The sequence below is a fragment of the Rhodococcus sp. SMB37 genome (assembly GCF_004345605.1).
Classification (GTDB): domain Bacteria; phylum Actinomycetota; class Actinomycetes; order Mycobacteriales; family Mycobacteriaceae; genus Rhodococcus.
The window spans coordinates 1-13,135 of the sequence record NZ_SLVY01000007.1; the positions used below are offsets into that span (position 1 = coordinate 1).

A 13,135-nucleotide genomic window follows, 5' to 3' on the forward strand; every position below is an offset into this window, starting at 1 on the left:
CGGTACGCGGCTGCCCGTGTCTCCCACGGAATCCTTCTCGCCACGACTGCACCCCTTCATCCAGGGGTGTTGCATTGGCCTTCTGAATCCAAGCCTGACAATCGCGACGACAACTGCACACTCGACGGAGCCTCAGGAGCAGGTCATTAGACTGGGCAACCATGTCTGGTGTGATCTCGGGATTCACTGTGATCTTCGTGATCATCGCAATCGGCTTCGTGCTGGGCCGCCGCGGCACGCTCGGCGCCGAGGCGCAGACCGTGCTCAGCCGCATCGTGTTCGTCGTCGCGACGCCCGCATTGTTGTTCGACGCGCTCGCGACCTCCGACCTGTCGACGATCTTCTCCGAACACCTCTACGTCGGCGCGGCCACTGCCTTCGCCGTGGCCATCATCTACCTCGTGATCGCGCGGCTGTGGCTGAAGCGCGCAGTACCCGAATTGACGATCGGTGCGCTCTCCTCCGGGTACGTCAACTCCGCCAACCTCGGAATCCCGATCGCCGTGTTCGTCCTCGGCGACGCGTCGTTCGTCGCACCGCTGATGCTCTTCCAGATCATCGTGCTCTCCCCCATCGCGCTCACCGCACTCGATCTGTCCACCGCGCGACCGGGGATATCGCGGCTCGAAACGCTCATCACTCCCTTCAAGAATCCGATCGTTGTCGCGGGCGCCGCGGGGCTCGTCGTCGCGGGGACGGGGTGGCAGGTGCCCGACGCGCTGCTGCAGCCGATCCAGCTGCTCGGCGGCGCGTCGGTACCCGGCGCACTTCTCGCTTTCGGATTGTCGCTGCAGGGGGTGCGAGTTCTCCAGAAGGGCACCAGCCCCAGGCGCGACATCGCGCTCGCGTCGGTACTCAAGATCGTCGTCCAACCCCTGCTCGCGTGGGCGATGGGTCGCTACCTGCTCGGTCTCGACGGCACCGAACTGTTCGCGGTGGTCGTCGTCGCGATGCTGCCGACCGCCCAGAGCGTGTTCGTCTACGCGAGCGCCTACGGTCGCGGCATGGTCCTCGCCCGCGACGCGGCGCTCGTCACGACGATCGCGGCGATCCCCGGGCTCGGCGTGGTCGCGGCCCTACTCGCCTGACCGGCCTACCGACCACGCGGCCCACAGCCGCGCATACCGGCCGCCACGACCGACCAATTCGTCGTGCGAGCCCTGTTCGACGATCCGGCCGTCGTCCATCAGAACGATGCGGTCGGCACGCGCCGCCTGACTCAGCCGATGAGCGACGATCAGTGCGCTTCGTCCCCGCAGCGCCTCCTCGGCCGACGCCTCGAGTTCGTCGGCACCGGCCGACCCGGCGTCCGCGGTGGCCTCGTCGAGGATCACCAATGCCGGATCGAGCAGGATCAGACGTGCCAGTGCAAGCTGTTGTTCCTGCATCGGAGTCAGTACGTGGCCGCCCGAGCCCACCTCGGTGTCGAGCCCCGACGGCAGCCGCGACACCCAGCCGTGTGCGCCGACCCTCTCGAGCACGCCGACGAGCGCGCCGTCCGACGCGTCGGGCGCTGCCATCCGCAGATCGTTGCGCACCGACCCGGAGAACACGTGCACTTCCTGGGTGACTAGAGCGATCTCGCGGGTGCGACGCTCGTCGCCCAGTTCACCGATCGGAACCCCACCGAACGTCACGGTCCCGGAGCTCGCCGGATGCACACCCGCTAGCACCGCTGCGAACGTGGTCTTCCCCGCCCCGGAGGCACCGACGAGCGCGACGTGTTCGCCGTCGCCGATCGTCAGATCCACTCCGTGCACGATCTCCGGTCCCGTGTCGTAGCCGAAATGCACGTCGCGCGCGACGAGTACACGGCCCACCGGCTCCGGCGCGTCCGGGTGCTCGCGGTCGGCGTCCTCGTACTCTTCGCACTCCTCGATCAGACCCGCGATCCGCGACAGGGACGCAAGACCACTCTGCAACGAGTCCATCACCATCAGCAGCTGCCCGAGCGGACCGAACAGACGCAGGAAGAACAGCATCGCGGTGGTCGTGACACCGACGGTGATGGCATCGCTGTCGACAAGAAGGAAGCCGACGAACAGGATCGAGGCCATTCCGAGGAACTCGGCGAGATTGACTCGCCCGAACAAACGGTTGACGACGATCCGGGCCCGCAACTCCCACCGCGCCACCCACCACGAATGCTCGTCGATCGGGCCGGCCAGTCTCGGACCGAGATCGAACGCATGCACCGTCGGGAGGCCCCGGATTCCGCCGAGCACGTGATGAGCGCGCTCCCCCATTGCCACTCGCGACTGCTGGTAGATCGGTGGGGCGTCCCGCGTGTACATGCGCGCGCCCAGGTAGTGGACCGGCAGCACCACGATCAGGACGATCAGGAACCGCCAGTCCAGTACCGCGAGACCGAGCATCGTGAGTACGACGGTGAACAACGCGCCGGAGATCGCCGGTGCAGCCTCGCGGATCGCGGAGCTCACCTGGGCCACATCGTCGGTCGCCCGCGACACCAGGTCGCCGCTGCCCGCCGATTCGATTCGGGCCAGCGGCAGACGCATCGCGGCCGCGAGCATGCGTTCACGCAGGCGCGCCAGTCCGGTCTCGAACAGCTGCGAGGTGAGCATCAGTCCGAGACCGCTCAACGCCGCGAACACGATGACCCCGACGACCATTGCCGCCGCGAGCCACGCAATATCGGTGAGGTCGCCGCCTTCGAGCACCACGTCGACGGATCGTCCCATCGCCCACGGTGTCACCAGTCCGGCCGCCGCACCGATCACGAGCACGACGAATACGCCGAAGGCGACGCGGCCCTTACCCGCGAACGCCGACCGCGCCACGCGCACGGTGCCGCGCGCATCCGCGGTCCGGAACCGCTCACTTGCACGAGTAGAAGTGGTGGTCATCGGTTCTCCCCGGAGGATGCGAAGGAACGGCTGGTCAGCTCGAGCACATCGTCGGCCGCCGCGGTGAACGCGGGCGACCGCGTGAACACCACCGTGGTCCGTCCACGCCGAAGTTCGGGTAGGCGTTCGGCGATCGTGGCCTCGGTGACGGAATCGACGGCTGTCGTGGGATCGACCAGCACGAGCACTTCTGCGGGCGCGGCAAGCGCGCGTGCAAGCGAGACGCGTTGACGCTGCCCACCGGACAGCAGCCGGCCCGCCTCACCGACGGGTGTGTCGAGACCGGCGGGGAGTACTCGCGCGACGTCATCGCACGCCGCAGCGAACACGGCGCGAGTGACACTTGCATCGGCGTCGGGTGCGTCCGCTACACCTGCAGCGATATTGTCGACAACAGTGCCCTCGAACAGGTGCGATGCGTGCGGCACCACACGCACGCTGCGTCGCGCCGCGTCGTTCCCGAGATCGAACAGATCGACGCCACCCACCACGACGCGTCCGTGTTCCGGGTGACGCGACCGCGAGAGCACAGCGACGAGATCAGCGGTGGTCTCGGCGTCGGTATGGACGACGGTGAACTTTCCGGCAGCGATCGTCAGAGTCAGATCGTGCACATGCCCGGCCGTGAGTGCCTCGAATTCGACGGTGCCATCGCCCGGGGCTTCGCGATCTCCGGTGTCGACTGCGGGCGGCGCTTGCAGGACGCTCAGGACCCGCTCCGCGGAGGCAACCGCTGCCGCCCACACCGCGCCCATGTTGGATCCGAGCGCGGCGAGCGGACCCATGATCACCTGCGTCACGCCCACCACGGTGATGAGCTGCCCGACGCTCAGCGAGCCGGTGACCGCCATCGCGCCCGCAGCCACCGCGACACCGACGATGAGCAGGCCCGACGCGAATTCCATGGTGGCGATGTAGGCGCCTTCGGCGCGCGCCGAGCGGAGTACGCCGTCGAGTGCTCGACGGCTCGCGCCGACGTATCGTCGCGACGCCTCCGCGTCGGCGCCGATGCCCTTGACCACCCGGATGCCGGTGACGAGGTCGGTGGCGGTACCTGCTGCCGCTCCCGCGACCTTCTGTTCCTCGAAGCTGCGCCGCCGCAACGGACCGGAGCCCTTGTCGAGCAGCCACAGAATCACGGGCGCCCCGATGAGGATCGCCAACCCGAGCGGCCACGACACGCTCAACAGAATGACGGCACCGAACACGACCGCGGCGACGTGCCCGATCGGGTACACCATGACGGCGATGCCGCGGGCGAGCTGTTCGACATCCGAGGTCGCGATGTTCAACATGTCGCCGGGAGTTCGCTGCGGTCCACCGACTCCGCGCACGTCGAGGATCCGGTCGGTCACGCGTGTGCGCATCCGGTGCTGCACCGCGAGCATGCCGGACTGCCCGATACGTCCACCGAAGCGTGCCGCAACCGTCAGGACCGCGAATACTGCTGCGAGGACGAGCAACCAGCGCCACAGCGCATCGAAATCCCTGGTCGCGACGGCCCGGTCGATGGCCTGTCCCATGACGACGGGCACCAGCGCTTCACACACCTGGTGGAGCGCGACGAGCAGCGCGGCCGGGGTCGTCCACTTCTTCGCCGCCAGCATCGTGAGCACTGCGAAGCGGCGGGGTGTGGTCGTATCGTCGACGACGACCTCGGGCGTCGGCATCGCCTGGGGTGGCGGGTCGAAAAACACTGGCAGCTTCATCTATTATTCGGCGCGGATACTCCCTCGTTCACGAGGGAGAGGAAGCGCCGTCCTCCTTCCAAAAGGTGGGCTGCGTGGAGTAACCGTGTCGGACCGAGCACACCGTGTCGGTGGGTGCGGTTATGGTGCCGGGCATGGGGACCGAGGTGGTGCGTTACAAGTACCGGCTGCGGCCGGATGCGCTCGCCGAACGTGCCCTGATGCAGGAATGGCACCGTTGCCGATTTTTGTGGAACGAATCCGTCCACCAATTCACAACCGGTCGGAAACCGAACTTCGCGAAACTCGGCACCATGCTGACCGAGACCCGGGCTCGCTCGTCGTGGCTGCGGGACGGCTCCCAGGTTGCGCAGCAGCAGATGCTCCGCACCTACGCGCAGGCCCTCGATGCCTCGTACACCGTCAAAGGCCGTGGTCGTCCCCGCTACAAGGCGCGGAAGAAAACCTTGCCGTCGCTCGAATACACCCGACAAGGTTTCCGGATCCGCGATGAGCAGCTGGTCCTGCCCAAAGGCGTGACCATCCCGGTGGTGTGGTCCCGGGATCTGCCGTCGCAGCCGTCGAGTATGCGCATCACGCGTGATTCGTTGAGGCACTGGTATGCGTCGTTCGTGGTGACCCGTGAGAGAGAGCCGATACCGGCGCTCGACGACGACAGTGGTGTGGGGATCGACTGGGGCGTCACGCAGACCGCGACGGCCACCGATGAGCAGTTCGATCTGCCGCATGCGCAGCACCGGAAGCGCTGCGCGGCGGAGTTGGCGAAATCCCAGAAACGGATGGCGCGACGCCGGCGTGGGAAGGGGCAGGCGCCGTCGAAGGGCTACCAGCGGGCCCGAAAACAGGCGGCGAAGGTGCACAAGAAAGCGGCCCGGCAGAACCGGCACGACGGCCGCATGTGGGCCAAGCGGGTTGTCGACGAGCATCAGTTGTTGGCGGTGGAGGATTTCACGCCGAAGTTTCTGGCGAAGTCGACGATGGCGCGGAAGGCTGCGGATGCGGCGGTCGCGACCATGAAGCGGGAACTTGTCGAACGCGGTAGGCGGGCCGGCCGGAAGGTGGTGTTGGTGCGGCCCGCGTATACGACGATGACGTGTTCGGGGTGTTTCGCGAGAGCCAAGCAACCCCTCGAACTCGCTGAACGAGTCTTCCGGTGCTGGGCATGCGGTCATACCGCGTGTCGGGATCGGAACGCTGCCAGAGTGATTCTGGCTGTGGCGGAGCGTGGCCACACCGGTGTCGACGACGTAGGTCACTGGGGTCCGCCTCTTTCGGGTGGTGGTTCGGGTGCGGTCTGAGCTGGAAGTCTCCTACCAACAGGACAGGAGAGACGTTAAGGTCCTCCGTCGTCGTGCGCGGCTACACACATTGCCACGTGGCACGCCTACGGTGGAACGCATGCGTCCTGTTGTGCTTCTCGCCTGCTGCCTCCTCGCCACCGCATGCGGCTCGACTCCACCCGACGTCGAACCGCTACCGGAGAGTCCCGAACCGGCGGGAGCCACGGTCTTCTCGGCACGACCCGACATCGTCGAGGCGCACCCACTGACCATCACGTCGTTCTCACGTGTCGGCGACGACCGGCTCTCCCTGCACTTCGAGACCGGGACCCCGGAATGCTTCGGCGTCGACCCGACCATGACCGAGACCGACGACGTCGTGACAGTGACGCTGATGGGCGGCACCCTGCCGGAGGCCCAGGACAGAATGTGCATCATGGTCGCGGTGTTCGGAACCGTCGAGGTGCCGTTGCAATCGCCGCTCGGAGATCGAGTGGTCACCGCCTCCTGATCGATGCAGTCTCCTCCACGCCACTGGCTGTTCTATCTCTGCATCTCCACCGCGCTGCTGCACGCAGCATTCCAGTCGGTACGTGTGCTCGTGTCGTACCGGATCCTCGCTCTCGGCGGCGACGCCGCGACGATCGGCATGGTCACCGCCCTGTACGCGATCGTGCCGTTGCTCGCGGCGGTCCGGATGGGGCGCGCCGTCGACCGCGGCCATGCCACGGTGATCCTGCGCGGGGGCATCGTCGTGTCCACACTGGGTGTCGGCCTGATCGCGCTCAGCTCCGGCCTGCTGGTGCTGGGGCTCGGCAATATCGTGCTCGGACTCGGCCAACTGCTCGTCACCGTCTCCGGTCAGGCGTTCGTCTCGATCCTGTCGCCGCCGGGCGAACTCGACCGCGGATTCGCCGGGATCACCCTCGGTGTGTCGATCGGGCAGGCCGTGGGAGTGCCGGTCGCGGGCATTATCGCCGCGACACACAGCACCGGCGACGGCGCCGTCGAGACCACGGGTGCGCTCATCGCGATGACGGTGCTGGCTGCGCTGGCATTGCCGTTCGTCATCGGGCTGCGGGAACCGCCCGGATCCGGGCGCACCGCGAAGGACGGTCCACCCCAGTCGGTTCGCTCGATGCTGGCCACGCCCGGCATGAAACCGGCGATGCTGTCGAGTCTGATCGTGCTGGCCTCCGTCGACCTCATCGTGGTGTACCTACCGCTGCTCGGAGAACAGTTCGGCTTCGGGGTGCTGCTCGTGTCGGTGCTGCTCACCGCGCGCACTGTCGCGTCGATAGTCTCGCGCGCGCTGCTGCCGTGGGCGTTGCGCCGGATCCCTCGGCGGCAGCTGTTGTTGTCCGCAACCGCAGGCACGATCGTGCCGGTCGCGCTGATTCCTCTGGTGCCGAACCCGTGGGTGATCGGGGTGCTGCTCGCAGTGTGCGGAGTGTTCTGGGGCGTGGGCCAGCCGCTGACGATGACGTGGGTCGTCGAACTGGTCGCACCATCGGATCGGGCGTCGGCGCTGGCGGTGCGGCTGACGGGCAACCGTCTCGGGCAGGTCGCGGTGCCACTCGCGGCGGGCGCGGTCGCCGGTGTCGCGGGGGTCGCCTCGGTGTTCTGGGTGACGGCGGCGCTGCTGTCCGCCGCCGCCACCTCGACCTGGCGCGCCTTGCGCAGCTGACCCCGTGCGCGCTTCTGGTAGTCAGGGCTACCAGAAGCGCGCACGGGGGTCAGCTGCGGCGTCGCATCCGCACGTAATTGCCCACCACAGCGGCACCGAGGCCGTCGAGGTCCGGCGCGACCACACGACCACCCACACGGCGTGCCATCCTGTCGACGATCCGCGCGAGCCCGGGATCGTCGCCGAGCCGGAAGATCGTCACCTGCGCATCGATCTTCGCGAGATGGTCGAGTTCGCGCACGGTCAGCCCGAGAGTCCGTGCACTGGGCGGGTAGTCGAATGCCGCGTACCCGTCCGATTCCAGATGTGCGGTCGGTTCCCCGTCGGTGACGACGAGCACCACCGGCTGCGCGTTCGGATGACGTCGTAGATGTCTGCCGGCGAGCAACAGCGCGTGGTGGAGGTTGGTGCCCTGCTCGTAGACACCGTCCAATCCAGCGAGTTCAGGGGCCGTGACCACCCGTGCGTGCCGGCCGAACGCGATGAGCTGCAGCGCATCACCGCGGAATCGGGTGGACACGAGGTGATTCAACGCAAGTGCGGTGCGTTTCATCGGCACCCACCGCCCGTCCATGACCATCGAGAACGAAGTGTCGACGAGAAGCGCGACCGCAGCCTGCGCGCGCTGTTCCGTCTCGACCACTTCGACGTCCGACACCGCCATCCGCACGGGCACGCCAGGATCGCGCAGCGTCGCATTGGTCAACGTGCGCACGACATCCCACGGTTCTGTGTCGCCGAACTCCCACGGCCGGGCCGCCCCGGTCGGTTCCCCCATCGCCCCCGCGCGCCGCGTCTCGCGCTGCCCGCCCCGCGACGAGATCCGGTTCATCACATCGCGCAGCGCGTGCTGTCCGAGTTGTCGCATGGCCTTCGGCGACAGACGCCACTGCCCGTCGGCACCGCGATCGAAGAATCCCTGCTTCTGCAGTTCCTTCTCGAGTTCGGCGAGCGTCCGCGCATCGGCGGCGGCCTCCGGACCGAGATGACGTTCAAGAGCGTCGAGATCGACGTCGTCGAGCGACGCACCCGCATACTGCTGCGACAGCTGCTCGGCGAGCTGGTCGAGTTCGGAGATCTCTTGCAGTGCTCCGGTGCCCTCACCGAGCCCCATCCTCTCGTCGCCGCGGAACCGTTGGGAACCGGTCCAGTCCTCGCCGGGACGGGCCGAGCGCAGATTGCCGTCGAGCCGGTCGAGTTGCTGCATGAGGTCCGGGGAGCCGAATGCCTGCTGGGCCAGCGCATCGAGTTCGTCGCGCTGTTCCTGCGTCAGCGAATTGCGCAGTCGCTGCGCCGCGGCGGCACGCTGCGCGAGGGAGTCGAGCAGTTCCTCGACGTTCTGCGGATTCTCCGGGAAGAAGTCGCCGTGCTCGGCCATGAACTGCTCGAAGTCTTCCGGGGTGTCCTCACCGCGGGAATGCTTGTCGAGCAGATCGTTGAGATCCGAGAGCATCTCGGCGATGCGCTGCCGGTCTTCGTCGGTCGCGCCTTCGAGCGCCTGCTTCATGCCCGCGAACCGCTGGTCGAGCATCTCCCGGCCCAGGAGGTCGCGGATCTTCTCGTAGTCCTCGCGCGCTCGGGTGCTTCGCCAGTCGTAGTCGGCCAGTTCCTGCACCGCCTGCGCCGTGGAACTCGGGAGTTCCTCCATGCGCATCTCCGAGAAGCGCGCGTCGTCGTCGAGTGCCCGCGCGAGCGTCTTCCGTTCTTCGAGGACGGCGTTGTCGAGCAGTTCGCGCACCTCCCGCAAGGTGCCGTCGAGGTTGGTGCGGTCGAGCAGCTCACGCTTACGCCGGTTCGCCTGCGCCGCAAGCTTGTCCAGGCCTCGCATGTGGCCCTGCCCGCGCCGGAGCAGCTCGCGCAACGCCTGCCGCGGCGAACTGCCCGCGAGGACGTCGTCGCCGATCGACGCGAGGGCATCGCGAAGGTCCACCGGAGGGGCGAGTGGATCACCACCGTGATAAGGACCGTAGCGAGCTGCCCTGCTCATCAGGAATACACCGCCGCGCCGTCGTCGCCCGTGTCCTTGGAGATGCGCCGCGCCAGGTAGAGCCCCTCGAGTGCAAACTCGATCGCTGAGGCGCGGGTACCGGGATCGCTCGCGCCGAGGCGGTCGGCGATGTCGTCGAGCACGGGCAGTTCGGGAAGTTCGTCGAGCAGCACCTTCGCGGTGATCCGCTCCCCCGTGACCACAGGCTCGCCCTGCTCGACGGCCGCAACGAGCGGTGCGAGGTCGATGCCGGCCAGGCGAGCACGGGCGGTCTCGGCGGTCGCGCGCCGCAGCAGGTGGTCGAGGACCTCGAATTCTCGCCCCTCCTCTCCGGACTCGAATTCGACCTTGCCGCGCAATACTTCGACGACGGTGCCGAGATCGACCGGACGCGCCACCGGATCGTCCTCCCCCAGCACCGCGCCGCGGCGCACGGCAGAAGCGGCGACGGTCTCGGCCCCCGCGACCGCGAACCGCGCCGAGACACCGGACCGTTGATCGACCGACGTCGACTCGCGCAGCAGCCTGGTGAAGCGCGCGAGGATCTCGAGCAGGAAACCGGGAACACGGGACTGCAGTTCGGCCTCCTGCCGGATCACCGCGATCTCGTCGTCGAGTTCCATCGGGTAGTGCGTACGGATCTCCGCACCGAAGCGGTCTTTGAGCGGGGTGATGATGCGTCCGCGGTTCGTGTAGTCCTCGGGGTTGGCGCTCGCGACGAGCAGCACGTCCAGCGGCAGCCTGATGGTGTATCCGCGCACTTGGATGTCGCGTTCCTCCATGACGTTCAACAGCGACACCTGGATGCGTTCGGCGAGGTCGGGAAGCTCGTTGACGGCGACGATGCCGCGGTGCGACCTCGGCACGAGACCGAAATGGATGGTCTCGGGGTCGCCGAGGCTACGCCCCTCCGCGACCTTGACCGGGTCGACGTCGCCCACGAGGTCGGCGACGGATGTGTCCGGAGTGGCCAGCTTCTCCGCGTAACGCTCGCTGCGGTGCCGCCACGCGACGGGCAGGTCGTCGCCGAGTTCGGCCGCGCGCCGGATCGACGCGGGTGTGATCGGCTCATACGGGTGTTCGCCCAGCTCCGACCCCGCGATCACGGGTGTCCATTCGTCGAGGAGCAGCGGCAGGGTACGCAGTAGGCGGGTCTTGCCCTGGCCTCGCTCACCGAGCAGCACCACGTCGTGTCCGGCGAGCAACGCCCGCTCGAGCTGCGGGACCACCGTCTCGTCGAATCCGACGATTCCTGGCCACGGATCGGTGCCGTCGCGCAGGGCGGTGAGCAGATTCTGCCTGATCTCGTCCTTGACGGAACGCTGCACGTGTCCGGACGCGCGCAGAGCAGCGAGAGTGGACGGGCGGGATGAGAGTGACGTCACCCCACCAAAGGTACGACCGTCGCGACGATTCGGCACCCCCTCGCGAATCGGGCGCGCGAATGGACGGCAACGTGGGGCGCCGCGCATACACTTCCGCTCATGGACACCTGGCTCCTGGCGGTGCTGCTCGGGCTCGGCCTGGCCGCCGCGACCGGGTTGCGCACGTTCCTCCCTCTGCTGATGTTGAGCGCGGCCGTGCACTTCGAATTGTTCGGAATCGTCGTGGGTGAGTCGATGCAGTGGGTCGGTTCCACGGCGGCGCTCATCGCGTTGGCGATCGCGACGGCCGCGGAGGTGCTTGCCGATCTGATCCCACTCGTCGACAACGCGTTGTCTCTGGTCGGTACAGTCGCCCGTCCGATCGCGGGTGCGCTGGTGGCGTGGGCAGCGTTCAGCGAGCTCGATCCGACGTGGGCGGCGATCGCCGGGATCGTGGTGGGCGCGCCCACGGCGCTCGCGGTGAGTACCGCGCAGACCGGAACCCGCGCCGTGAGTACCGCCACAACCGCGGGCGTCGGCAACCCCGTGTTGTCGGTGATCGACAGCACCGCGTCGTTCGTGACTTCGCTGATCGCGCTGGTCGTGCCGCTGTTGGTGATTCCTCTGTTGATCTTGTTCGGTTGGCTCGGGTTCAAGGGATACGCCCGGATGCGGCGCGCGCGCCGCGCAGTACAGGCCTGAGTGTCCGCAAGGTCCGGTCCTTCTGATAGACAAATGACATGTCGGACACCGAGATCACCTTTTCCAGCGGCGATGTGACCCTGCACGGCAGCATGCGCATCCCCGTCTCGATCAAGGGAGCGGTACCGGCGGTCCTGTTACTCGCGGGCAGCGGACCCACCGATCGCAACGGCGACAGCGCCCTGCTCCCGGGAAATATCGGCACTCTCCGGCACCTCGCCGACGTCCTCGAAGACAACGGTTTCGCGAGCCTGCGCTATGACAAGCTCGGCAGCGGCACCACGGGCCTGGGCCCCTACGATGTCGAGGACGTCGCCGATCTCGGGTTCTCGACGTTCATCGATGCCGCCTCCGACGCACTGGCCTTCCTCGCGAAGCAACGCGGCGTGGACGCATCGCGGATGTACGTCGTCGGGCACAGTGAGGGCGCACTGATCGCGTTGTCGCTCGCGCAGGACAGCGCCCGAACCGAACACGACATCAAGGGCCTCGGCTTGATCGAGCCGCTGGCTGTGCGCCTGCTGGATCTGCTCACCGCACAGATCGACGCCCAACTCGACGCCGTGGTGTCCGCGCGGCAGCTACCCGTGCAGATCGCCGACGAACTGCGTGTCGCGCTGGCGGGTGCGGTCGAGTCACTGCGCGCCGACGGCACACTGAGCGACAACCTTCCCGAGCCGCTGCGCAACGCGGGGCTCGTCTCGGCCAACGCCAAGGCGCTCGCCGAAGAAGACGCGCTCGATCCGCGAATGCTGGCCGCGCAGGTCGACGGCAACCTTCCGGTCCTCACGACCGTCTCGTCGAAGGACATCCAGGTCCGCATCGAGGACGTCGACTCGCTCGACTCCGCGCTGGTGCACACCCGGCTGACCTCGCTTCGCATGCAGCGCACCAATCACGTTCTCAAGGACGTCGGCGACCAGCAGTCCACCGGTTCCGACTACGTCGCCGACCTGCCGTACTCCCAAGAGTTCACCTCCGGTTTCCAGAAGTGGGTCGGATCCCTCTGACCTGCATCCATGCGTCCGGCGGGAAATCTCAGATGTCGCTTTCGCGTCGATAGTGTATTGTCTTCCGTTAACCCGCTGGAGCACACAAGAAAGGTACGGTCCGATGCGTATTCAGTATCAGTTCTGTAAGCGCCGCTCCGTACCGTTCGCGTTCTTCCACTCCCACGTAGCCCCGCGGCAACCCCGAGAATAGAGTCCTCGACGACTCGCCTCTCGGGCACCCGGGCACATCGCCCCGGGTGCCTTTTTCTTTACCTTCCGACAGGAGAACACCATGAAATTCCGACTCACGCCCAGGGGCGAGATCCCGAAGGATCTGCCCGACGATCTGACCGGCCACGCCATCACGATCGACCTCAGCCACGTCGACGCCGAAAAGGGCGCCGAAGCCGCGGTTCTCATCCGCAAGCTGCTCGACCGCGGCGCTGCCCGCCTGGTCATCGCCGACGACCGCGGCGTCCTCGACGCCCCCGCACAGCGCACCGCCCACCCGCAAGCCGCCTGAACAGCAGCAACTGCGAGTGGGCGG

General features: G+C 67.3%; 11 protein-coding genes. 7 read left to right on the forward strand and 4 right to left on the reverse strand.

The features are described from left to right. Positions 1-161: 161 nt before the first annotated feature. Positions 162-1,088 carry an AEC family transporter gene (locus EV641_RS13070; protein WP_132472188.1) on the forward strand — a complete coding sequence of 309 codons (927 nt, stop codon included), beginning with the start codon at positions 162-164 and terminating at the stop codon, positions 1,086-1,088. Here the strand turns inward: EV641_RS13070 and EV641_RS13075 are convergent. Together EV641_RS13075 and EV641_RS29790 are read right to left on the reverse strand one after the other, a co-directional pair. Continuing rightward, a complete protein-coding gene (locus EV641_RS13075) occupies positions 1,077-2,867 on the reverse strand; it encodes an ABC transporter ATP-binding protein (protein ID WP_132472189.1) in 1,791 nt (596 codons plus the stop codon). The genes EV641_RS13070 and EV641_RS13075 overlap by 12 nt on opposite strands. Continuing rightward, positions 2,864-4,576, reverse strand: a complete 1,713-nt coding sequence (locus tag EV641_RS29790; RefSeq protein WP_132472190.1) for an ABC transporter ATP-binding protein — start codon at positions 4,574-4,576, stop codon at positions 2,864-2,866. Before EV641_RS29790 ends, EV641_RS13075 begins: the two co-directional genes overlap by 4 nt. Before the next feature lie 134 nt (positions 4,577-4,710). On the opposite strand from EV641_RS29790, the gene EV641_RS13085 reads away from it, so the two are divergent. The 3 genes from EV641_RS13085 (at position 4,711) to EV641_RS13095 (ending at position 7,543) form a co-directional block, all read left to right on the forward strand. Next, entirely contained in the window at positions 4,711-5,874 is a 1,164-nt protein-coding gene (locus EV641_RS13085; protein ID WP_132472191.1) for an RNA-guided endonuclease TnpB family protein, read from the forward strand. A 100-nt stretch (positions 5,875-5,974) separates the two neighbouring features. Next, positions 5,975-6,367, forward strand: coding sequence for a hypothetical protein (locus tag EV641_RS13090; protein WP_054718563.1), 393 nt, complete (start codon positions 5,975-5,977; stop codon positions 6,365-6,367). A 3-nt stretch (positions 6,368-6,370) separates the two neighbouring features. Then, positions 6,371-7,543 carry an MFS transporter gene (locus EV641_RS13095; protein WP_132472192.1) on the forward strand — a complete coding sequence of 391 codons (1,173 nt, stop codon included), beginning with the start codon at positions 6,371-6,373 and terminating at the stop codon, positions 7,541-7,543. A 49-nt stretch (positions 7,544-7,592) separates the two neighbouring features. Here EV641_RS13095 and EV641_RS13100 read toward each other — a convergent pair whose 3' ends face one another. Further along, positions 7,593-9,530, reverse strand: coding sequence for a VWA domain-containing protein (locus tag EV641_RS13100; RefSeq protein ID WP_132472193.1), 1,938 nt, complete (start codon positions 9,528-9,530; stop codon positions 7,593-7,595). Further along, entirely contained in the window at positions 9,530-10,915 is a 1,386-nt protein-coding gene (locus EV641_RS13105; protein WP_132472194.1) for a sigma 54-interacting transcriptional regulator, read from the reverse strand. Before EV641_RS13105 ends, EV641_RS13100 begins: the two co-directional genes overlap by 1 nt. A 99-nt stretch (positions 10,916-11,014) precedes the next feature. Between EV641_RS13105 and EV641_RS13110 the strand changes: the two genes are divergently transcribed. From EV641_RS13110 to EV641_RS13120, 3 genes are all read left to right on the forward strand, one after another. Beyond that, the gene (locus EV641_RS13110; protein ID WP_132472195.1) at positions 11,015-11,596 is read left to right on the forward strand and encodes a DUF4126 domain-containing protein; all 582 of its coding nucleotides are present in this window, start codon (positions 11,015-11,017) and stop codon (positions 11,594-11,596) included. 38 nt (positions 11,597-11,634) lie between these two features. Continuing rightward, entirely contained in the window at positions 11,635-12,606 is a 972-nt protein-coding gene (locus EV641_RS13115) for an alpha/beta hydrolase (protein ID WP_132472196.1), read from the forward strand. Positions 12,607-12,880: 274 nt separating this feature from the next. Next, complete coding sequence (locus EV641_RS13120) at positions 12,881-13,111, forward strand: hypothetical protein (RefSeq protein ID WP_132472197.1); 231 nt, start codon at positions 12,881-12,883, stop codon at positions 13,109-13,111. Positions 13,112-13,135 lie beyond the last annotated feature (24 nt).

Coding starts and splice junctions, on each gene's coding strand:
- EV641_RS13090 (WP_054718563.1), top strand. CDS start 5,975: ATGCGTCCTGTTGTGCTTCTCGCCTGCTGCCTCCTCGCCACCGCATGC.
- EV641_RS13115 (WP_132472196.1), top strand. CDS start 11,635: ATGTCGGACACCGAGATCACCTTTTCCAGCGGCGATGTGACCCTGCAC.
- EV641_RS13085 (WP_132472191.1), top strand. CDS start 4,711: ATGGGGACCGAGGTGGTGCGTTACAAGTACCGGCTGCGGCCGGATGCG.
- EV641_RS13100 (WP_132472193.1), bottom strand. CDS start 9,530: ATGAGCAGGGCAGCTCGCTACGGTCCTTATCACGGTGGTGATCCACTC.
- EV641_RS13110 (WP_132472195.1), top strand. CDS start 11,015: ATGGACACCTGGCTCCTGGCGGTGCTGCTCGGGCTCGGCCTGGCCGCC.
- EV641_RS13095 (WP_132472192.1), top strand. CDS start 6,371: ATGCAGTCTCCTCCACGCCACTGGCTGTTCTATCTCTGCATCTCCACC.
- EV641_RS29790 (WP_132472190.1), bottom strand. CDS start 4,576: ATGAAGCTGCCAGTGTTTTTCGACCCGCCACCCCAGGCGATGCCGACG.
- EV641_RS13075 (WP_132472189.1), bottom strand. CDS start 2,867: ATGACCACCACTTCTACTCGTGCAAGTGAGCGGTTCCGGACCGCGGAT.
- EV641_RS13120 (WP_132472197.1), top strand. CDS start 12,881: ATGAAATTCCGACTCACGCCCAGGGGCGAGATCCCGAAGGATCTGCCC.
- EV641_RS13070 (WP_132472188.1), top strand. CDS start 162: ATGTCTGGTGTGATCTCGGGATTCACTGTGATCTTCGTGATCATCGCA.